The 20332-nt window shown below is 59.2% G+C and carries 15 protein-coding genes and 7 pseudogenes; 9 read left to right on the forward strand and 13 right to left on the reverse strand.

Features of this window, described 5'->3' with window-relative positions; all coding sequences use genetic code 11:
• Window positions 1-6: 6 nt before the first annotated feature.
• The gene (locus ACW4PC_RS03540) at window positions 7-819 is read left to right on the forward strand and encodes an alpha/beta hydrolase (protein WP_455872947.1); all 813 of its coding nucleotides are present in this window, start codon (window positions 7-9) and stop codon (window positions 817-819) included.
• A 169-nt stretch (window positions 820-988) separates the two neighbouring features.
• Here the strand turns inward: ACW4PC_RS03540 and ACW4PC_RS03545 are convergent, their stop codons facing one another.
• Window positions 989-1471, reverse strand: a complete 483-nt coding sequence (locus ACW4PC_RS03545; RefSeq protein ID WP_455872829.1) for an SRPBCC family protein — start codon at window positions 1469-1471, stop codon at window positions 989-991.
• A 503-nt stretch (window positions 1472-1974) separates the two neighbouring features.
• Complete coding sequence (locus ACW4PC_RS03550) at window positions 1975-3231, reverse strand: MFS transporter (protein ID WP_455872830.1); 1257 nt, start codon at window positions 3229-3231, stop codon at window positions 1975-1977.
• 184 nt (window positions 3232-3415) lie between these two features.
• On the opposite strand from ACW4PC_RS03550, the gene ACW4PC_RS03555 reads away from it, so the two are divergent.
• From ACW4PC_RS03555 to ACW4PC_RS03565, 3 genes and pseudogenes are all read left to right on the forward strand, one after another.
• Window positions 3416-3604, forward strand: coding sequence for a GrpB family protein (locus ACW4PC_RS03555; protein WP_455872948.1), 189 nt, complete (start codon window positions 3416-3418; stop codon window positions 3602-3604).
• Window positions 3605-3680: 76 nt separating this feature from the next.
• Window positions 3681-4187 (forward strand): hypothetical protein, encoded by a 507-nt coding sequence (locus ACW4PC_RS03560; protein WP_455872831.1) that lies wholly within the window; start codon window positions 3681-3683, stop codon window positions 4185-4187.
• 123 nt (window positions 4188-4310) lie between these two features.
• Window positions 4311-4692: pseudogene (locus ACW4PC_RS03565) on the forward strand (tetratricopeptide repeat protein); the annotation flags it as partial.
• 88 nt (window positions 4693-4780) lie between these two features.
• Here ACW4PC_RS03565 and ACW4PC_RS03570 read toward each other — a convergent pair.
• Both ACW4PC_RS03570 and ACW4PC_RS03575 read right to left on the reverse strand, forming a co-directional pair.
• Complete coding sequence (locus ACW4PC_RS03570; RefSeq protein ID WP_455872832.1) at window positions 4781-5086, reverse strand: hypothetical protein; 306 nt, start codon at window positions 5084-5086, stop codon at window positions 4781-4783.
• Between the two features lie 664 nt (window positions 5087-5750).
• Window positions 5751-5984 (reverse strand): hypothetical protein, encoded by a 234-nt coding sequence (locus tag ACW4PC_RS03575; RefSeq protein WP_455872833.1) that lies wholly within the window; start codon window positions 5982-5984, stop codon window positions 5751-5753.
• Window positions 5985-6053: 69 nt separating this feature from the next.
• Between ACW4PC_RS03575 and ACW4PC_RS03580 the strand changes: the two are divergent.
• Together ACW4PC_RS03580 and ACW4PC_RS03585 are read left to right on the forward strand one after the other, a co-directional pair.
• A pseudogene (locus tag ACW4PC_RS03580) lies at window positions 6054-6366 on the forward strand (ATP-dependent DNA ligase); the annotation flags it as partial.
• Between the two features lie 397 nt (window positions 6367-6763).
• The gene (locus tag ACW4PC_RS03585) at window positions 6764-7207 is read left to right on the forward strand and encodes a YybH family protein (RefSeq protein ID WP_074066482.1); all 444 of its coding nucleotides are present in this window, start codon (window positions 6764-6766) and stop codon (window positions 7205-7207) included.
• A 457-nt stretch (window positions 7208-7664) separates the two neighbouring features.
• Here ACW4PC_RS03585 and ACW4PC_RS03590 read toward each other — a convergent pair.
• Window positions 7665-9067, reverse strand: a pseudogene (locus tag ACW4PC_RS03590) (M20 family metallopeptidase).
• 315 nt (window positions 9068-9382) lie between these two features.
• On the opposite strand from ACW4PC_RS03590, the gene ACW4PC_RS03595 reads away from it, so the two are divergent.
• Window positions 9383-10393, forward strand: a complete 1011-nt coding sequence (locus tag ACW4PC_RS03595) for a methyltransferase (protein WP_455872834.1) — start codon at window positions 9383-9385, stop codon at window positions 10391-10393.
• Between the two features lie 45 nt (window positions 10394-10438).
• Here the strand turns inward: ACW4PC_RS03595 and ACW4PC_RS03600 are convergent.
• From ACW4PC_RS03600 to ACW4PC_RS03615, 4 genes and pseudogenes are all read right to left on the reverse strand, one after another.
• A pseudogene (locus ACW4PC_RS03600) lies at window positions 10439-10696 on the reverse strand (amino acid synthesis family protein); the annotation flags it as partial.
• Window positions 10697-10817: 121 nt separating this feature from the next.
• A complete protein-coding gene (locus tag ACW4PC_RS03605; protein WP_455872835.1) occupies window positions 10818-11447 on the reverse strand; it encodes a hypothetical protein in 630 nt (209 codons plus the stop codon).
• A 71-nt stretch (window positions 11448-11518) separates the two neighbouring features.
• A pseudogene (locus ACW4PC_RS03610) lies at window positions 11519-11593 on the reverse strand (PRC-barrel domain containing protein); the annotation flags it as partial.
• A gap of 347 nt (window positions 11594-11940) precedes the next feature.
• Window positions 11941-12144, reverse strand: a complete 204-nt coding sequence (locus ACW4PC_RS03615; protein ID WP_455872836.1) for a hypothetical protein — start codon at window positions 12142-12144, stop codon at window positions 11941-11943.
• Here ACW4PC_RS03615 and ACW4PC_RS03620 point away from each other — a divergent pair.
• Complete coding sequence (locus tag ACW4PC_RS03620; RefSeq protein ID WP_455872837.1) at window positions 12138-12446, forward strand: hypothetical protein; 309 nt, start codon at window positions 12138-12140, stop codon at window positions 12444-12446. The genes ACW4PC_RS03615 and ACW4PC_RS03620 overlap by 7 nt on opposite strands.
• Window positions 12447-12531: 85 nt before the next feature.
• Here ACW4PC_RS03620 and ACW4PC_RS03625 read toward each other — a convergent pair whose 3' ends face one another.
• Window positions 12532-12810 carry an RT0821/Lpp0805 family surface protein gene (locus ACW4PC_RS03625; protein WP_455872949.1) on the reverse strand — a complete coding sequence of 93 codons (279 nt, stop codon included), beginning with the start codon at window positions 12808-12810 and terminating at the stop codon, window positions 12532-12534.
• 408 nt (window positions 12811-13218) lie between these two features.
• On the opposite strand from ACW4PC_RS03625, the pseudogene ACW4PC_RS03630 reads away from it, so the two are divergent.
• Window positions 13219-13659: pseudogene (locus tag ACW4PC_RS03630) on the forward strand (hypothetical protein); the annotation flags it as partial.
• 945 nt (window positions 13660-14604) lie between these two features.
• On the opposite strand, the pseudogene ACW4PC_RS03635 reads toward ACW4PC_RS03630, so the two are convergent.
• From ACW4PC_RS03635 to gpt, 3 genes and pseudogenes are all read right to left on the reverse strand, one after another.
• Window positions 14605-18407, reverse strand: a pseudogene (locus ACW4PC_RS03635) (vitamin B12-dependent ribonucleotide reductase).
• A 583-nt stretch (window positions 18408-18990) separates the two neighbouring features.
• Window positions 18991-19581 carry a hypothetical protein gene (locus ACW4PC_RS03640; RefSeq protein ID WP_455872838.1) on the reverse strand — a complete coding sequence of 197 codons (591 nt, stop codon included), beginning with the start codon at window positions 19579-19581 and terminating at the stop codon, window positions 18991-18993.
• A gap of 170 nt (window positions 19582-19751) precedes the next feature.
• Window positions 19752-20246, reverse strand: a complete 495-nt coding sequence (gpt, locus tag ACW4PC_RS03645; RefSeq protein ID WP_074061031.1) for a xanthine phosphoribosyltransferase — start codon at window positions 20244-20246, stop codon at window positions 19752-19754.
• Window positions 20247-20332 lie beyond the last annotated feature (86 nt).

Below are 20332 nucleotides of genomic sequence, written 5' to 3' on the forward strand. Positions count from 1 at the left end.
GCTGCCGTGAGCGCCACAAGACTGCTACTGATCCTGCCGCTGATGGCGGTTTTCGTCTACTTGGCCCTTGTGGGCCCGGTGTATTTTTCTCAGCGTGCTCTCCTCTTTCCCGGTGCCAGCGCCACACCTGCTCCAGAGCGTGCGCGCTGGGGCGAGAGCGTATATATCCAGACGCCCGACGGAGAGGCGCTTCATGGACTCTACAGCCAGGGCGAATTCGACAAGCCCTGCGTGCTGTTCTTTTTCGGAAACGGTGACCTCGTCGACAATTACGGCTTTCTCGCGCGGGCGCTGGCCGCGCGAGGCGTTGGAATACTGGCCATTTCCTATCGAGGCTATCCGGAATCGACGGGTTCGCCGAGCGAGGAGGGGCTGCTGACCGACGGCATCGCCGCGTTTGACTGGCTTTCGGTACGCTCCAAAAGCAAGATCATTGTACTAGGCCGGTCGCTTGGCACCGGCGTCGCAGTGAACACGGCCGGGCAGAGGCCGGCCTTCGGCGTCATCCTGGTGTCCCCATACCTGTCGGTTCTGTCAGTGGCGCAGACGCATTATCCGTTCTTTCCGGTTGCGCTTCTTATAAAGGACCCATTCCGTTCAGACCTCAAGATCGCAAAGGTGAGACAACCGAAGCTTTTCATCCACGGTCGACGTGACGAGAGCATTCCCCTATCTTCGGGCGAGGCGTTATACCGCATCGCTCCCGAACCCAAGCAAATGCTGATCTACGACGGCTCGGGTCACAACGACATTTTTAACGACAGCATGGTGGGCGACGTGATCCGCTTCATCGAGACGCTGAGAAGAGACGTCCCCTAGACCTGTGACCATCTGAAATTACGGCAATGACCATTTGAAAGCCAAGTGGTGACGGGAATTCGATGTCCCACCACAAGCCCGCTGGCCGACAATCGGTCCCAAGAGCCCGGCACGACCCCGGGCTCTTTTGCACGGGATCAATCCTTGCCCGCGCTGCCGACCCCGCGGATCAGTTTCCGCTCATTTCGGCGATCTTGTCGAGACCGGCTTTGTAAATGCCGCTGATGACGTCCTTGGCCTCGCTATCCGATTTGCCCTTTGCGTCAAAGCTGCTTTTCCAGTCCACCCTGGTCCGATCTCCTTCTGCCGAGACGCTGATCGTGGCGCGATAGTTCGCGACGGGAAGCGGCGAATCGATGATGTCATAGGTGTAGCTGGTATCCGTGTGCTCGACGAGTTTCTCCTTGACTGTGCCGCCGTCGGAGGTCGTGAGCGTGCGATAGGTCGCACCACCTTCCTCGCTCTGCGCGCATTTCGATATGGCGGGATGCCAAGTCTGAATGGCGCAGAAGTCGCCGATCTTCTGCCAGACCGCATCCGGTTTGCCCGCCACAGTGGCGGAACTGGCGACCTCCAGCGCGGCGGCCGGTCCGACCAGAAGGCCCATTGCTGCAATAGCGGACGCCAGGGTTCTTAGAGTTCCTTTTGTCATCTGCGTGTTCCTCCCTACGATAGCCCCCTCACCATTTTATTTTCTCATGAATGTCGACTTCCCGATAGCGACGCATGCCCGAAGACCAGTCCGCCGTGCGAAATAGCAACGCCCCTATTGGCGCAAGAGAGCAATGACGAGCTACCTTGGCGAGTGACTGCTTACCCACCCGTCTCGGACCTTCCCTGCGCGATCTTTGTATTTCAATCTGGTTGATTTCTGAGAGCCCCACTTTCTGCATCTCACAATTGCCCAAGGATCAATCCGCACAGCACCCAAGCTGTCCGGCCACATACTAGGGGCGACCGACGCTGCCAACCAATCTGCCCAAGCCAGACCAAGCTCGTCATCCTCCGATGGTGCGATGCTTCTGCTAACAAGACCGATGACCTCGCCTGGAGAATTGAAGACCAGTCCTCCCGACATCCCAGAGGGCCAATTATCCGGCCGACGGCGCGCGTCCCTGGCATGAGCCAATGGATCGGTTGAGGCGGTCGATGTCGTCAGCGCTCCTCTGGCGGACGATGCTTCCGGAACATGAAGAGCAGCAGGAGGTCATAGACGATCTTCAATGCCGCTGCGGCGACGAGGGGCCAGCCGAAACTGGAAACGGACATCAGCCAGCCTGCAAGAAGGGGACTCGACGCTGCCGCCAGGCTCCGTGGAACGGCCGTGACGCTTGCCGCCGCCGCCCGTTCGCCGGGGGTGACGATTGCCATGACGTAGGAGGTGCGTGTAGGAACGTCCATCTGCGACAGGGCGCTTCGTATCAGAAGTAGGACGATCGTCGTCGCAAGGTCCGGAACAAAGGGGATCAGCAGTAGACAAACGCTTGAAGGCAGGTGCGTGAAGACCATCGTGTTCACGAGCCCAATTCGGTTGGAGAGGCGGACCGCGACCAGATAGGAGGCGGCCGAAAAAACTCCGGACCAGAAGAAGATCGCTCCTGTCGCCGCAAGAGATAATCCGAAGCGATGATAAAGCCATAGGGCCAGAAGCGACTGCACGATCAGGCCGCCGGCAAAGGCGTCAAGGCTGAAGAGGGTGGCGAGCGTCAGAACGAGCGTCCTCGACTTTTGAAGCGGCTGAGCCGGGGATGTGTTGACGTTGGCCTGATCACGCGGCACACGCCGATACACCAGAAACGACGCAAGTCCCACGACGGTGTAGAGCAGGAACACCGGCTGCAAGGCCTGCCCGACGCTAAGTCCCATCACGGTCTGGAGAAGCTCTGGAACTCCCGCGGCGAGTGCACCGAAAGCGCCAAAAAGCGAGCCGATCAGGCTGTAGCGCGCGAACATTGCGGTGCGATCCCTGTCGGAGACACAATGGGCGAGCTTGGCATGCTCCAGAGGCAGGAAGACGCTCACGTCGCCGGAAGACGGATTCAGCGTTCCGACGAAGGCCACGATCACCAGTGGCCAGAAGTCCTTCACAAAGAAAAATGCAAGACCCGTCAGCATCATCAGCGTCGCGGCTGACAGTAGCATCCGGCGCTGGGAGAAATGATGCGAGACCATGCCAACGGACAGGGTGAGGATGGCCGACCCGGCGAGCGTCGCCGTGGTCAGCACACCTACCTCGAACAGATCGAAGCCGATGGACGCGAGGTAGATCGGTAACGAAAGGCTGACGAGGCCGTCCGCAAACGCGCGCATTCCGCGCGATGCAAGAAGACGACCGGCGGTCGGGTCCGCACTCTCGGGGAGCGAGACAAGAGAGTACAGCCGTTTGTAGAGCGACAAGGGCAGAGGCTGCATGTTGTTCCTTGCTAGTCACTTGCCATATGTTTAGCAACTCTATTGCCAGACTTTTGTCACATGTTTAGCAAGTTGAATCATGTTGCCCGGGGCAGCACATCACAGACGCCGATGCCACTTACCTAGCTTCGAAAGGTTTGAAGGAGGTCCGGTTGGCAATTCGACCTAGCAGACCCGTTCACCGATTGGTGCGCCATCTGAAGGCTACGCCGGGACTCACGTACGGCAGCTGGGCAGCTGGCATGAGCAACGGTCATTGCTGTTTCGGGACTACATGGCGCCTTCATGGAGAAGAGCACGCGCCTTACGTCAAGTGAAGCGTGCGCTGGCGGAACGGTTCGCGGGTGAAAGAGCGGCCTCTACCGAAGGTTAGGATGACCATTTCTGGAGTGTCATTCGCCGCGCTGACCGCTGGGCGGCCGCGACCGGTTGGATGCCCGGTGCTTCCGATGCATGACGGGACGAGTTTAAAATTGGTTCGATTTGCAGTTCTTTCAGTCGTTTTTGCGCTACTCGCCGATCCTTCTTATGGGTTGGCCACAAGGGGGGCCGTTCTCGCTTGTCGATCTTATTTCGCAGACGTGGTGCTAGAAGCGAACGTCGTCGGTTACGAAGCTGATACTGCGCAAAAAAACGGCCGAAGTAGTGCAGTCGCACGACCATTTGAGGATCAGATGTGTGGTGCCTTCAAACAACAAAATCATGCTATGGTCCATTCGTTCGACAGAAAGGCACCAAGCATGAGCGCTCGGCGAGACTTCACTTACGAGGAATGGAGCATCCTTTTGCAGCTCTACCGGCATGAGAACGCTGCATTGGCGGACGAAATTGATCGGAGGTTCGTCGAGCTTGGCGTTATTGAAAGAACTGTCGGCGGAATAGGTCTCAGTGCCGCAGGTAAGCGTCTGGTTGAGCACGAGCTTCTGATGGAGCGAAGGAACCGGCTCCAGCGATGACGTGTCAAGCAAGCGTGGGCCGCTTGGTCCGAGATAGCGGCTTGAAGGCATTGCCCCTGAACAGGCCCGGCTCTCGGACAAGTAGTGGCGTAAGATTTCCAAACCGTTCCAGTACCGATAACCGGAAGCATTTTTTTTCAGGCCGGTCAGCCGGAAAAGGCACTGGAGTTGACCGACGCTGCCGCCGCGCGGGATCCGGGATTGTCGTGGTTCGTTAACTACGTGCGAGGTTTCATCTTTATCGTGCTTGGCAAAAACGAAAGACGCAGTTGAGGCGCTGAAGACCACGGAATTCGCCGACGCTCCATTGCAGCTAGCCATCGCGTACATGCGTCTCGGGCGCCAAGCGGACGCTCGAGCTGCCGTCGAAAAGATGCTCAAGTTAGCTCCGGGGGCGACGATCCAGTCGTGGCGTCAGACCTGGAACTTCCGAGATACTTCCATTCTCGATCAAGCCGCCGCAGACCTTGCGCGCGCCGGTCCTCCGGGTAGCCCGACGCAGTAGAAAAACCGGGAACTGTTTGCGCTGAGCGGCCACTGAAAAAGGTGGCCCGTATCCCTGCCGAACATGCGCGATCAGCCGTCAAGACAAGCTACTGCTGCGCCGGAGCCGCTGGAGGAGTGGCCGGCGCCGGGGTTACATTGTTGTCAGCCGGTGCGGTCGGCGTTGCCGGTGCTGGAGCAGGCTCCGAATTCGTCGTCGAAGCCGTTGTCGCAGGGTCCGTGTCCGGCCCATCGAGCCACTCTACGAGTGCGAAAGCCGCAATCGCGAAGACCACGATACCGGCGATCCAAGCGCCCCACGAGGGCCGGCGAACCGGTGTCGTGCGTAGGTCAGGCTGGCTGGTCGGTTTAAGCGGGCGGTTCGGGTCGTTTGGGTTGTTTGGGTCGTATGTCATGCCACTTTCCTCATCTCTCTGGTGGTGGAGAAATGAAGCGATGGCGTGTTTGTTCCGCGTGTGGGTCGGTAGGACGTTCTATGTCGGCCTGTTCGATTTGAGTTTGTTGTGATAGCCGATCGGCCTTCCGCGATCGAGATCTGTTGAAAGTTGCGAAAAGCGAAATACAATTCTTGCGGTACCAGTTTGCTTACGGTTTGCGAAATGGCGAATATCGATGAACAATCAAGTAACCGCTCTTTGATGACGAGTTCATCGAACTCATGCGTACAGATGACGAAAGACCGTTCGGCCTCAGAGAGTTTTCGGTGTTTGTCAGCACTCGTCTCGGCCATGAAGCAACCATGTGGGAACCGGATCTGGAGGGCGCCTCAAGAGGTTCAACGACCACTACGACCTGGTTAGGCAGGACCTCGGCATGAAATGGGACTCTGTGAACGGATATGTGGAGGGGCATCTCTCAGAGCGGTGATGCGGCGCGAGCTTTTCGGCCTGAATGCCGTCGTCATTGCCTCAAATTTCGTTTTCTTTTTAAGCCTTCCCTGGTGTAATCCTTGGGAGCCGATATGTGTCCGTCATTGCCGTACATCACGCGACGGCTCACGGCTAAGGAAGTGCGACGGCATCAAGCGAGCACTACGCGCCCAGCTCACGTCTTGCATTTTCACAATCCGATACCGTGTGCAAATATTCTCCCGGAACGTCCATTAAATCCGCTCCGCTTAAGTACAGGATCGCTTCCCATATTTTTGCTTTCATTCGACTTCTCCAAGTGCAATGTGCCAATATCATCCGCCTCGATCGCCCGACTTGCAAAACTTGCGATTTCTTCGCAACTCGCAGAGCCGCTGCACAAACCATCAAACTTATCGCGTATTTGGTTCAGATCTATATTCATTTCACTACCTCTATTTTTCCGTTGTCATTGCCTCAAATTTCGTTTTCTTTTTAAGTTTTCCCTGATGTAATCGTCGGATGGCAAAGCCCTCCACCTTCAAAGCCTCTGCTGAGATCCGATAAGCCGGTTCGGTCAAGAGCCCGCAAAGCCGCGAGATCCCGCGCAGCCTAATCTTCCCCTCGATCCCATGCCAGACCGCATTGAGCCGTGCCTGGCACTGTTGAAAGCAGGACCTCCCAAAGGGCCAGAGTGGGCCTTCGAAATCAAATGGGACGGATATCGCATCGCCATCCATATCGAGCCGAAAGGCGTTCGCATTATTACCAGAGGCGGCCATGACTGGACGGATCGCTTCCCGGCCATCGCAAAAGCGGCGAAGAAGCGACGAAACATCGTCACGTGCCACGAGGCGATGAACGCCCGCGACGGTCGATGGCTGATGACGGCCGGTCTAGTTCTCGTCCGGCAGAAGCCCGGCTCCGCGAAGGGCGTCATGTTCCTGACGATCGAGGATGAAAGCGGCCCGGCAAACGTCGTCGTCTGGCCAGAACCCGGTCTTCCAACGCGTTCAAACTATGCCGAGCTTTCGATCCTGGACTACCGGAAATCTCGGGCCTTAGGGAACTTACTCGGCATAGTATCGGGCTCGGGATAAATCCCGGATTTACATATCGACACCTTGAACGTGAAGGCGCGAAATTTCCACTAGCTTCGTGTGTCGGTGTCGGATTGTCGTTCCCCCGTTCGTCCTCTGCTTGAACAGCACAGGAGAACGGCCGATGAGCAACGAAACCAAAGTCAATATCGAAGAAGAGGCGATTATCGCCATGCTAACGATGCGCGCTTCAGCGCTCGGCGAAAAAGATGCCAAGGGTGCACTTTCCTACGAAACCGAGGATTCTGTCGAGTTTTCGCTGGCACCGCCGCTCGTCTATCACGGCAAGGACGAGGCAGGCCTGCAGGCGTGGTTCAATACCTGGGAAGGTCCGATCGGCGGCGATGTTTGCGATGCCAAGCTAACGGTCGGCGGAGACGTTGCTTTCTGGAGTGGTCTGACGCGCATGACAGGAACTAAAACTGACGGCACCGAGGTCGATCTTTGGTTTCGTCAAACCCTTGGCCTGGTGAAGCGCGATGGCCGCTGGATGGTGTCCCACCAACATGCATCCGTGCCATTCGCCATGGATGGAAGCGGTCGCGCTCTGCTCGATCTCAAACCTTAAACGGCTGCCTCAGGGTATCGATGTCCCCAGGCCGCCAACGGTAGAGTTTTACCTTGTTCGATGAGGTCCAGGCTCTGATCCCAATCTCAGCGCCTCTTCGCGACGTCTCTTATCGCTCTCATTGAGAGGTGCTCCGATCATCGCGATGGCTTCAAGCTCGGCTGCGGTTGCGGTCCGCAGTGGGGCCGCCACTGGCGGAGGAGGGACATCCTTGGTGCGGACTGGCTCGGCCCCCTTCGATTGGCACTTTTCCGGCTCATGGCTTCCCTGCCTACGTCATCCGCCTCAAGACTCGATAAGGGCGCTCGTTTCATCATTCGCCGCAATCGATAGCATGTGATTGTCCGCGAGATCGATGACCGCGGCGACGGCTTCGCGTTCCGATTATCCTGACGCGCCAGCCGATCCTTGGGAGAAGGAGCGGCGGCCACTTCCCAAAGACGACCTCGGCAGGCGCTCACTTGCGGGTTAAATGGCCGTTTGATGCTCCCGGAACGTTTAGCTCGCCTAGATCCCAATAAAGCCCTGTCATCAACGCGAGACCTTCACGGGCGATGTCAAAAGGTAGATGCTCATTCGGCGCATGCTGAGAGCACCCCGGATATGAGTGCGGTATCCACACGGTCGGAAGCTGCAGGATGTCCGAAAATGCATCATTGGGCAGCGAGGCGCCAAGGTTCGGCAAAACAGCCGGCTTCTTGCCGGTTGTACGTGCGATGGACATCGCCGCCCAACTGACCCATGGATGTTCTGGATCAAGCCTGGTCGCACGAAAAACCTCGTCGCCCGCCTGCGCAACCTGGACATGGGAAAAACCGTGTTGATCGAGGTGTCTCCGCAGTGCTGGCAGAACGTTTTCTACGTTGACCCCGACGACGAACCGCAACTGACAGCGGGCCAATGCGCGCGGCGGAATAGCGCCCACCGGCGTCCTAGGGTTCCCCGCCTCGAAAGCCAGCACGGCAAACGAGCACCACCCGAATAGCTTCTCCGCTGGGGTCAGCCCAGGCTCGCCCCAATCGGGGTCAATCTGCGGGCCTTCGGCGCGGCATTCGATCTCACAATCCGAGAGAGCTCGGCGAACGCTGTCTGGAATACTCACCGGGAGCCATTCCGGAACCAGAATTTTGCCCGAGGGTTCTGTGATACTGGCGATCGCATGGGCAAGCTGGATTGCAGGATCGGAGAGCAGACCGCCCCAGTTGCCGGAATGATGGCCGCCCTTGCGCGCGTCGATCCAAACGTCGAAGCTGATCGCGCCGCGCGATCCCAGAAAGACGGTCGGCCGCGTGGCGCATAGACGGGGGCCATCTGAGGCGATCAGCACGTCAGCGCGGAATAAATCCTTATGAGTGGTAACCAGTGCATGCAGTCCAGGGGAAATCCTTTCCTCCCCCATCTCGATCAGATACTTGGCATTGAATCCAAGAACTTCCGCGCGTTTCGATCACGGCGCGAAGCGCGCCGATGTTGATCGTATGCTGGCCTTTGTTGTCGGCGACGCCGCGGCCGTACCACCTATCGTCCCGCTCGGTTAGTTGCCAGGGAGAGAGGCCGTCGTCCCAGCTATCATCAAGCCCTCGAATGACGTCGCCGTGACCATAGCCCAATACCGTCGGTCGAAGGGCGTCCTCGTGGCGTTCGACGTAAAGGCCAGCCATCTTGGGAAAGCTTGCGACAGTCAAAGCCGAGGGCTTCGAAGGCCGGCTTCATCTCAGTCTCAATATACTGGTCGAGCATCGGCGCGCGATCAGGGTTCTGACTCTCCGTCGGCATCGCGACCCGTCGCGCCAGATCGTCCCGCAAATCGCCGGAAGTGAAGTAGGAGTCTGCTCTGGCAATTGCGGCATCTCGTGTCATGCTTGCAACCTAACACGCACCAACCGGAGACAGCACTGACAAGTGATCGCCCCAGGCCACCCTGCGACTACCGAGTTTATAAAGACCGCAACCGAATGTTCAACAGGACAAAGCAGTTTCGTCAGATTGCTCTTTGCCATTCTTTACGATTCCATCGTCCGGAAAATCGTTCTATTTTCTTCGCAGGGTGCCACGACGACGCGGAACGCCATCGGTGTCCGATCGCGGCCGGCATCGGACCATCCTTGGAGCATTTCGTTTCAAGACCACTCCAGGCTGCCGGTTCAGCGGCACAAATCCACGAGGAGACGAGCGATGGGCGCACCGACACCGGACAACATCATGCAGCTTGGCCTGGGCTTCTGGGCCTCCAAGACAACGCTCAGCGCGATCGAACTCGGTGTCTTCACCGAGCTCGCCGCAGGCCCGGCCGACCTGCCGGCATTGCAGGCCAGGCTCAAACTGCATCCCCGCTCGGCCCGCGATTTCCTCGATGCCCTAGTTGCCCTGAAGCTGCTCGAACGCGACGACGGCATCTACCGCAACAGCCCCGATACGGACCTCTTCCTCGACAGGGCCAAGCCGTCCTATATCGGCGGCATCCTCGAAATGGCCAATGATCGGCTCTACGGCTTCTGGGGCTCGCTCACCGAAGCCCTGCGGACGGGGGAAATGCAGAACGAAAGCAAGCATAAGACGGACTTCTTCGCCACGCTCTATGCGGAACCGGAACGGGTGCGCGGCTTCCTCAGGGCCATGAGCGGCATCAGCGCCGGGGCGGCGCAGGCGATCGCAGCCAAGTTCGATTGGTCGAAATACACGACATTCGCCGATGTAGGCGCGGCGCAGGGCATGGTGCCGGTGGTGGTCGCGCGGGCTCATCCCCACCTTAAGGCGATCGGCTTCGATCTGCCCACCGTGCAGCCGATATTCGAGGAGTTCGTCGCCCAGCAGGGCCTCTCCGACCGTATCCGCTTTCAGGGCGGCAACTTCTTCGACGATCCGATGCCGAACGTGGATGTGATCGTGATGGGACATATCCTGCACGACTGGGATCTCGCCGAGAAGAAGCTGCTGCTGGAAAAGGCCTTCGCCGCGCTGCCGAAAGGCGGGGCCGTGATCGCCTACGACGCCGTCATCGATGACGAGCGCCGCGAGAACGCCTTTGGGCTCCTGATGAGCCTGAACATGCTGATCGAAACCCCCGGCGGATTCGACTATACTGGCGTCGACTGCCAGGCATGGATGCGCGAAGCGGGCTTCGTGTCCCCGCGCGTCGTGCCGTTGGCGGGGCCGGATTCGATGGTGATCGGATTCAAGCCCTAATGAGCGAACCCTCAGCGGTGCGCGGCCCCGGCTCGGTCCTTCGTTTTAGCGCAGTCCGTCCCCGCCCTTGATCTCGGCCGTGCCCCCCGACACGTGGCAAGGGACGGCCGCTGTCGGTGACGATGATGACGACCATGATCTCGAGGGCGCTGGAGCGTCGGGCACGCGCACGTCCACGGCGTCGAAACGGCTGCGCACATAGGCAGCGTCCTCGTGGCCGAGCGGCACGTCGAGCTCGCCGCCCAGGCCGCAGCGCTTCTTCGCAGACGGGATCAGGGCCGCGCCGTTGCCGAGCAATTCACGGTCGTCGTCGTAGCGATGAATCCAATCGAAGACGTACAAATCATCGCCAGCCCTGCATACACGGTGCAGACGGTCAGGGACGCCCTCTCGGCTTTGTCCTAACAGGCGGTGAAACATCCGACTAGCGGAGTAGCCCGTCGCGGCCGAACTCTTCCCAGCCGCTCAACTTCGGACGCGAGGCATCACCGGAGCTTCCTTCTGTTGAAGATTTCTTGCTGGTGCGTAGCGAACGCGTGGGCTTTGCTTTCAACGCGGCCCGACGCCTGTTCTCGGCAGCAGCTTCGGCATCTTCCTCGCGCCAGACTGTCACCAAGTCCCTGTCCAGGATGTCCTCGACGACATGTGGGTCGAAGACGTGGAAGGTAATCTTACTCGCGCGGCCTCGCAACTTTACTGTGCGGGTTCCAGCGCTGGGCAAGCGCCCGTCGTTGAGCCACCGATGCCTCTCAGTGGTAGAGATCGTCAGGATATCCTGGATTTCACGGGGGATGACAGGCAGGCTTTCGATACCTTCAAGCGCATTGGAAACAGCCGACGTAGCAGCGCGGAAACCACTCCTGGCGGTTTGGGGCATTGCCAAGGTTAGAACACCCACCTCGATATCGAGCGACTTTCGCACGGCCAAAGGCAGCCGAGCGCGAATTTCCAGCAGAATCCCCTTTGCGCGGACGGATGATCCGAGCGTAGCTGCGGGCGAGAGGGACCACTCCTTGATCAACTCCGCATCGTCATTGGTCTTGGGTTTTGCCATGTGGCAGTAAATGGCCCTTCCGCCCTGCAGCGTCAACGAGAACGCCAGGACGGAAACATCGAAGGGTCGCATTAGTCGCGGTGTTCGGGCATCTGCTTGAGCTCGTCCTTGGTCCAGCTCGTAACAGCATGAACGTCACCGTCTTGAGAGGGAACTGGCTCGGATGAAGGAGGCCTATGATCGGGATCCGGATCCGGCAGACGATCCGGGCGTCGTCGACGGGCCAGCCAACGACTGGCCGGGCGCATGATTTCCGGTTGAGACTTGTTGGGAACACAGTTCACAGCTAGGAGATCTTCATTGGCATTGCTGATGAGCGCTGAAATTCGCTGCTCGCAACGCCGCATCGTTGAAATGCTTTTGACCACGGATGTACTGGCACTGGTAGATTGGCGATGATGAGGAAGGTCGGTGCGGTTTCGCCCCGGCCTTTTTTGTTGTCGCGGAGTCGAGTCAGATCGGACTGAACTCGACGAACTCGCACTGCAGATGGTCAAGATCTAGTTTTCTTCCAGTCGTAGACGTATTCGCCCTGATCGACTGCCGAGCAGCCCAGTCCCGGCAACACAGTGCGCGACGGATTGGTGGCGGCTTTCCTGGCAATGTACCGGCAGAACAGGCCGGAGGTGTCGGACTGGTCCTTCTCGAACCGCGAAAGCTGGACGACGCCACACTGGCCTTCGGGCTGCGATGACACCACCCACGCACCGCCATTGCGTGAGGGCGGCGAATGAAGTCGACCGCCTGACCGCGAGCGAAATCGAGAGGTTGTTGCTTCGTGCGATGACCACGGTGCGCGATCTGCGCGAGCAAGCTGGCATCCCTGGAAGTGGTATCGAATACGATGCAATCGTCCGCCTGGACATCGCGGCAAAAGGCGTCGTCACATTTTCCCAAGCGAATATCTCGGCAATCTTTCGCGAAGCTGCAGATATGGTCCGGACTCTCTGGATCATCGTCGACAGCGGGACCGTTGTGACCTTGAAGCCGTCGCGGTAAAGCAACAGAGATCGATCCTTGATCGGGTTACGGTGCGATCTAGGCTAATAGCTTCCCGGGGGATGGGGCCCTTGCGATTAATCGTTTAGAGAGCACGGCGAAGATGCCCTTGACGCGAGACCGGACGTCGCGCGCTACCCGATTGCCCGCCCAATTTCCAACTGTCCCCAGACGGGCAGGCTACGCCGTTGAAGCGCGTCATGCCGTCGAGCGACTGGCGACTGGTTACAAAACCGCGACATCCGTCCGGCCCATCTTTACTGGCATCGATCTGTTCGATAACGCCCGCGCTGCCCGTCGATGGGTTGGCCCAAGCAAGCGCAGTTGCACCGACAGCACCGCGACCGACTGTATCTGCGATCACCTCTCGATCGGTCAAAGGCGTCTGGTGCTGGATCGCTGACTGGGCGAGGGGCGTCTCGAAGCGGCTCGATATGTGAGCATGCCGCCAAAGCCGCGATGCTCATTGCCGAGATGAAGTGCTTCGGATTCATCGCTCGGATAAAGCGCTTTGCCTGTTGTGTTTCAAGTTACTAATAGTTCACAATCTGGCGAGGTCTGAAGAAAACGCGGTCGCTTAGAGACGGCGCGAACGTGTTCTCCAAAGTGTGGCCTAGAGGCCTTCAATGAGCACAGCCGGAGAACGATCTCAACGCGTTTCAACCGTTCGTTACGATTTCCGCAATGACCAAGTCTCCGTTGCTCGCCCAGGCGACGCCCTGTAGTCTCGCCGTCTCCACCCGACATGTCGTTAGTGAAACGCAGCGATTCGATGGCCATTCTCTTCAAAACAACAATCAGCGAAAACTCGGCATTCGAGATGATCGAACGGTCACTGTCAGGCGCTTACCAATATGACGGTTACCTCAACGTCGTTAGCGATGCGGGCGAGACGGCATTGTCTCGGGGTCCCGCAATGCATGCCGAAGAGTTCAAGACAGAGGTCAGCCAAATCCTGCGGCAGACTTGGGATGCTGCCCGCTTCTGGGTCATCTATGAGCGCCGCGAAGACCGGAAGGATCCGGAAGGGACTGACATCCGTAACGCGGCTTTCCGCCTGACGCGCGGATACAGCGGCGTTATCGTTGTCACGCTCAGCCTCCTTGGGAAGCGCGACAGCGCCAATGACCTGGAACTCGTCTTCGTCTGCTTCGAGCAGGATTTTCACAGGAGGAATTTTCGCGTGCGCTACGAGGGTAAGCCGATACCAGACGCAGGATTGATGTTGCTCGAAGACGTGTTGCTCACGCGCGCGACCCGTTCTACGTTCGATTTGAAGGAGAGGGCAGGGGCAGGCATCGAGCGGGACTCCGGCTACGACGACGAAATCGCGTTCCGATACCACTTCCCCAAGCAATACCGGGCTATCGCGGAGACCCTGGTCGGCGACCGGATAATCTATCGGGAGCCACAGCGGAACGGTGGACGCCGGGTTGCCACCGCGAAGGTCGTCGCCGTCGAAGACGATCCTGAGCAGACTCGGCCATGCCTACGCCGTGATGGCTGAATACCAGGAGTTCGATGAGCCGGTGCCATTCGTCCGGGACGGGCGTTATTGGGAGACATCCCTTTTGTCGGTTCCGGAGCCCAGCCGCGTCGGCGCGTTTCTCCTCCCTGGACATCATTTTTGAACTTCCCCATCGCCCCCAAATCAATAGGGGCCTGATAGCAAATCTTAGTGGCTTCCTGGTAGTGCTGCGGACGAATTGCGCACAGAGGTTGCTTCCTATCCGAATGGCCACGCATGTCGCTTCGACAAGCCTTCTCGGCGGTAGCCATGATGACATGACGGTCTTGACCGCTGGCGGCCAGTTGCGACATCGCCACGTTCTTGAGGGCTTTCAGCATCCCTGGCAGTCGTGCCCGTCCCAGTTTGCAACCACTGCGTCTGCCATCTCGAGATTTCACACCTTCCGTTTGATTCCTGTTTTGTTCCTTGAGCCGTTCCCCGCCAACACGTTTGGGTGCTGGCGGGGCAGGGCTTGCGCTTGAAGGCGGCGCATCCAATCCGTGGAGGCTAGCTCCCGCCTGCGTCCGGTGGCTACCCACCGATCACAGGCTTCATTTCATTTTTTGGACGCAAATCTAAGGGCGCTCAGACGCAGATCATGGGGTCTGGACGCAGATCTGCGGCCAAAGGGCACACGGGTCACAGAAATCAGCTGCATCCGCTCGTCGCGCCACACGTATCGCACTTCTCGCAGGTCCCATTCCGCACCATCGTGAAGTTCTGGCACTCGGTGCACATATTGCCCGTGTAACCCTGCATGATGGAGCGGGCGCGACGTTCGGCTTCGACCTTCTTTGCTTCGGTCTTGGCAGAGGCTGCGTCGGCAGCGGCGGCGTCGGTGAAGAGCGTGCTGGATTCCTCAGCAATCTCTTCGACGATTTCCTCCGCCAGTTCCTTGGCGCGTTCCTCGTAATCGCGCTTGAAGGCGACGACTTCGGAGGAGGCGGCGACGGTTTCGAGCTTGCGCACGGTGTTGCCGGCAATCGCCGTGATCGTCGCGCCCGAGGAGGCGCGGAGCAGGGGCGGCGGTTGCAGCACCCTTGATCTCCGACGCCGCGCGCTCGGTCGCGTTTCCGGAACGCCAGCGTCGGCTTATAGCCGCGAGTCAGGCCCTTGGAGACGACGTCCGCCTTGCCTTCCGACACGCCGCGACCGAGCGCCGTGTTGTTGAAGCTCGGACGTATCAACGTGCGCCAGATCGTGGGCGGCCGAGATAAGAGATGGCGAGTTCGCGGAACACGTAGTCGAGGATCGACGTCGCATTCTTGATCGCGTCGTTGCCGGTGACGATGCCCGCCGGCTCGAACTTCGTGAAGGTGAAGGCATCGACATATTCCTCGAGCGGCACGCCGTATTGCAGGCCGAGCGAGACCGAGATCGCGAAGTTGTTGATGAACGCACGAAGGGCCGAACCTTCCTTGTTCATGTCGAGGAAGATCTCGCCGAGGCGGCCGTCGTCATATTCGCCGGTGCGCAGGAAAATCGCGTGACCGCCGATCTTTGCCTTCTGGGTGTAGCCCTTGCGGCGGCCCGGCAGCCTTTCCTGGCTGCGCACGACCTTCTCGATCACCCGCTCGATGATCTTCTCGGTGACGGTGACAGCCTGGGCGGCTGCTGGCTGGGCCAGCAGTTCCTCCAGCGCGTCGTCGTCGCCTTCGTCCTCGATCAGCGAAGCGTTCAGCGGCTGCGACAGCTTCGAGCCGTCGCGGTAAAGCGCGTTGGCCTTGAGGCCGAGCTTCCAGGAGAGCATGTAGGCGCTCTTGCAATCGTCGACGGTTGCATCGTTGGGCATGTTGATCGTCTTGGAGATCGCACCCGAGATGAAGGGCTGGGCAGCCGCCATCATGCGGATGTGGCTTTCGACCGAGAGATAACGCTTGCCGATCTTGCCGCAGGGATTGGCACAATCGAAGACGGCGAGGTGCTCGTTCTTGAGGAACGGAGCGCCTTCCAGCGTCATCGCACCGCAAACATGGATGTTTGCAGCCTCGATGTCCTTCTTCGAGAAGCCCATGTGGTCGAGCAGGTTGAAGCTCATGTCGGCAAGCTGCTCGTCGGAGACCTTCAGCGTGCCCTTCAGGAAGTCGAGCCCGAGCGTCCACTGGTTGAAGACGAACTTGATGTCGAAGGCAGACTTCAGCGCCGCGTTGACGGCCTCAACCTTCTCGTCGGTGAAGCCCTTGGACTTCAGCGTCGAGGGGTTGATGGCGGGCGCCTGGTTCAGGTTGCCGTGGCCGACAGCATAGGCTTCGATCTCGGCGATCTGGCTTTCGGAGTAGCCGAGCGTGCGCAGCGCTTCAGGTACCGCGCGGTTGATGATCTTGAAGTAGCCGCCGCCGGCGAGCTTCTTGAACTTGACGAGCGCGAAGTCGGGCTCGATGCCGGTCGTATCGCAATCCATGACGAGGCCGATCGTGCCGGTCGGCGCAATTACGGTTGCCTGGGCGTTGCGGTAGCCGTGCTTTTCGCCGAGTTCCAGTGCCTTGTCCCAGGCGCCCTTGGCATGCGCGGCGAGATCCTCGATCCGGGTTTTCGCCGTGGATGAGGGCGACCGGGTTGATCGACAGGCCTTCGTAGCCGGACGTCTCGCCATAGGCGGCGCGGCGATGGTTGCGGATGACGCGCAGCATGTTCTCGCGGTTCGGCGCAAACATCGGGAACGGGCCGAGTTCAGCAGCCATTTCCGCCGAGGTGGCATAGGAAACGCCGGTCATGATCGCCGTCAGGGAGCCTGCGATGGCGCGGGCTTCGTCGCTGTCATAAGGAATGCCGGACGACATCAGCAGGCCGCCGATATTGGCATAGCCGAGACCGATCGTGCGGTATTCGTAGGAGAGTTCGGCAATGCGGCGCGACGGGAACTGCGCCATCATCACGGAGATTTCGAGCACGACGCTCCACAGACGCACGGCATGCTCGTAGTCGGCGATGTTGATCCGCTTTGTCGCCGCATCCTTGAACTGCATGAGGTTCAGCGAGGCAAGATTGCAGGCCGTGTCATCGAGGAACATGTATTCCGAGCACGGGTTGGAGGCGCGGATCGGGCCGGCGGCCGGGCTGGTGTGCCAGTCGTTCATCGTCGTGTTGAAGTGCAGGCCCGGATCGGCCGATGCCCAGGCGGCGTAGGAGATCGTCTCCCAGAGGTCGCGGGCCTTCAGCGTCTTCATGACCTTACCGTCCTTGCGGGCCGTCAGGTTCCAGTCGCCATCGGCTTCGACGGCGCGCAGGAAGTCGTCGCGGATCGAGACCGAGTTGTTGGAGTTCTGGCCGGAAACGGTGAGGTAGGCTTCACTATCCCAGTCCGTGTCGTAGGTCTTGAACTCCATGTCCTTGTAGCCCTGGCGGGCGAACTGGATGACGCGGCTCACATAGTTTTCCGGAACCTGGTCCTTCTTGGCGGCGCGGATTTCGCGCTTGAGGGCAGGGTTCTTGGTCGGGTCGAAGCAATCCGCATCGGCGCCGCCTTCGCAATTGAAGCAGGCTTTCATGATCGCCTTCAGGTGCTTGGCGACGATCTTCGAACCGGTGACGAGGGCTGCAACCTTCTGCTCTTCCTTGACCTTCCAGTTGATGTATTCCTCGATGTCTGGATGATCGATGTCGACGACGACCATCTTGGCCGCACGGCGCGTCGTGCCGCCCGACTTGATGGCGCCCGCCGCACGGTCGCCGATCTTCAGGAAGCTCATTAGGCCGGAAGAGCGGCCGCCGCCGGAAAGCTTTTCGCCTTCGCCGCGCAGATACGAGAAGTTGGAGCCGGTGCCGGAGCCGTACTTGAAGAGGCGGGCTTCGCGAACCCAGAGGTCCATGATGCCGCCTTCGTTGACGAGGTCGTCCTCGACCGACTGGATGAAGCAGGCATGCGGCTGGGGATGCTCGTAGGCCGACTTGGACTTCGTCAGCTTGCCGGTGAAGGGGTCGACGTAGAAGTGGCCCTGGCCGGGGCCGTCAATGCCGTAGGCCCAGTGCATGCCGGTGTTGAACCACTGCGGGGAGTTCGGGGCGACGCGTTGGGTAGCGAGCATGTAGGCGAGTTCGTCGCGAAAGGCAGAGGCATCTTCCTCAGACGAGAAGTAGCCGCCCTTCCAGCCCCAGTAGGTCCAGGTGCCAGCCAGACGGTCGAAGACCTGGCGCGCATCGATTTCGGAACCGTACTGCTGGTCCTTCGGCAGCTCCTTGAGGGCTGCCTCATCGGCAACCGAACGCCACAGGAAGGAGGGAACGTCGTTTTCTTCAACCTTCTTCAGCTTTGCCGGAACGCCGGCCTTGCGGAAATATTTCTGGGCAAGGATGTCGGCCGCGACTTGGGAGAACTGCGCGGGAACGTCGATGTTCTCAAGGCGGAAGACGATCGAACCGTCGGGGTTCTTGATCTCGCTCGTCGCCTTGCGGAATTCGATGTCCGCGTAAGCGCTCTGGCCTGCCTTTGTGAAACGGCGTTCTATGCGCATGTCCTTGCACCTCTGTTTGCGCGCCCCATCCCCGTTGACCAGGACGCAAGTTTCCTCATCCGGCAGCGCCGGAAGATGCGCAGCCAGTTCTCGTTTCCGTACCGTCACAGGAGTGTCATCCGGAGATGTCTTTCCTGTATCTTGTGGTGATGGTGGCTGCAAACACTAAATATAGTATTAACAGCTTATTATCGCCAGCCCCGGATGTCACTTTTTTGGAGGTCAAAAATCGCGCAAAAGGTCCCCTCACGGCTGCCATCCATCATGGATGCAACACCCTGATTCCACGCTCGAATTTTGAAGAGAACCGGCCTCGTTAAACCCGGTCCAGCTGCCGCCGCAACATCGGGAACCATTAAGTGAGAAATGGGCGATTCCGTCAAGGGGTGGTTTTTAACGAAGCGTTCACCACAACATATTGTGGACGGCCCTGTGAAGACTGGGGAAAAGCCTGGAGGCCTTGAATTTCAGGGCTTTGCGGGCTTCAGGTACCTGAAAAGCGAGCACGAAAAGAAAAAGTTAGCCGAATCCAAATCTAAGGATGGCATTTTCGGCCCGGATCGGCATCGCGATTCGGGAGGCCTCAAATCGCATCGAGCGCGACGGTCACGGTGGCAATGCCGATCGCCGCTCCAGCCTCGTCGCGGATGGTAAAACTGGCCTGCGCCTCGAGAAACTGGGTGGTCTCGTCGCGCTCGGCGCGATCGACGAAAGTCTCGTCCGAATCGCGCGCGAAGGTCTGCAGATATTTGTTTTCGTCGGCCTGCCAGAAATCCGTCGTCACTCTGCTCTCGCCGACATTGAGCCCATTCCTGTCGGTAATGAAGAACTCGACGATAACGCCCTGCGACGCATCCTGTTTTTCCTTCAAGTAGCGCGAAACGGGCGTGGATAGAATGGCGGACACCATCTGCAGGGCGCCGGTTTCCACTTCGGATCGGTAGGTCGAATCAAGGACCTGGATATCCGTGCTGCTGACGTCACTGAATTTGGCGTTCTGCTCTTTGATCGCCGCGAGAACCATCGGCGTGCTGACCATCGGCCGGACGACGGTATCCACATATTCGCGGACGACGGCGACATAAGCGGGTTCGGCAAAGGCCGGCACGGGCAACAAAGAGGGGATCGCCAGACCTGAAGCGACGACCGCTCTCACCCAACCCCGGTATGCCATTCCCCTCGTCCTTGCTCCGCGCGTTTTCGCCCTCGCGCGATCCGTGACCCGGCCCTTTGGCACGGCGCTCGGATGCGCGCGTGCAAGCCAGGCTCGCATCATACATCTGCAGTATTACTAAGATGACAATTCCGCGTGGAGTTTATTCGTGCCTGAATGGCCGGACGCTGTCAGCGCGGACCCTTGGCGATCGGCTCCTGATAGGTGAAGCCCATGTCCCAGGGGAAGTAGATCCAGGTATCCTGGCTGACCTCCGTGACGAAGGTGTCGACCGTCGGCACGCCAAGCGGCTTTGCGTAGACGCAGGCAAAATGCGCCTTGGGCAGCATGGCGCGCACTTGCACCGCCGTCTTGCCGGTATCGGTGAGGTCGTCGATGACGAGGATGCCTTCGCCGCCATTTTCCTTGAGCTCCGGCGCAATGCCCTTCAACACCACCATATCCCCCTGGTTCACGTAGTCATGATACGAAGCGACGCAGACCGTTTCGATCAGGCGGATGTCGAGTTCGCGGCAGATGATTGCCGCAGGAACCAGGCCGCCGCGGGTGATGCAGACAATGCCCTTGAATTCCTTGTTGAGGCCGGCGATGCGCCAGGCAAGCGCGCGGGCGTCGCGATGGAACTGATCCCAGGAAACGGGAAAGGCTTTATCGGGAAAAGACATCGAACTGCTCCGCGGCATGAAAGGAAAACCCGCCGGCGACCAAGCGCAATCCGTCAAACGCAAATCGCGCAGGGCCAACCCGCGCG

Source organism: Rhizobium yanglingense, assembly GCF_977109285.1.

Coding starts and splice junctions, on each gene's coding strand:
- ACW4PC_RS03545 (WP_455872829.1), bottom strand. CDS start 1,471: ATGACAAAAGGAACTCTAAGAACCCTGGCGTCCGCTATTGCAGCAATG.
- ACW4PC_RS03550 (WP_455872830.1), bottom strand. CDS start 3,231: ATGCAGCCTCTGCCCTTGTCGCTCTACAAACGGCTGTACTCTCTTGTC.
- ACW4PC_RS03560 (WP_455872831.1), top strand. CDS start 3,681: ATGCATGACGGGACGAGTTTAAAATTGGTTCGATTTGCAGTTCTTTCA.
- ACW4PC_RS03570 (WP_455872832.1), bottom strand. CDS start 5,086: ATGACATACGACCCAAACAACCCAAACGACCCGAACCGCCCGCTTAAA.
- ACW4PC_RS03575 (WP_455872833.1), bottom strand. CDS start 5,984: ATGAATATAGATCTGAACCAAATACGCGATAAGTTTGATGGTTTGTGC.
- ACW4PC_RS03585 (WP_074066482.1), top strand. CDS start 6,764: ATGAGCAACGAAACCAAAGTCAATATCGAAGAAGAGGCGATTATCGCC.
- ACW4PC_RS03595 (WP_455872834.1), top strand. CDS start 9,383: ATGGGCGCACCGACACCGGACAACATCATGCAGCTTGGCCTGGGCTTC.
- ACW4PC_RS03605 (WP_455872835.1), bottom strand. CDS start 11,447: ATGGCAAAACCCAAGACCAATGACGATGCGGAGTTGATCAAGGAGTGG.
- ACW4PC_RS03620 (WP_455872837.1), top strand. CDS start 12,138: ATGACACCACCCACGCACCGCCATTGCGTGAGGGCGGCGAATGAAGTC.
- ACW4PC_RS03640 (WP_455872838.1), bottom strand. CDS start 19,581: ATGGCATACCGGGGTTGGGTGAGAGCGGTCGTCGCTTCAGGTCTGGCG.
- gpt (WP_074061031.1), bottom strand. CDS start 20,246: ATGTCTTTTCCCGATAAAGCCTTTCCCGTTTCCTGGGATCAGTTCCAT.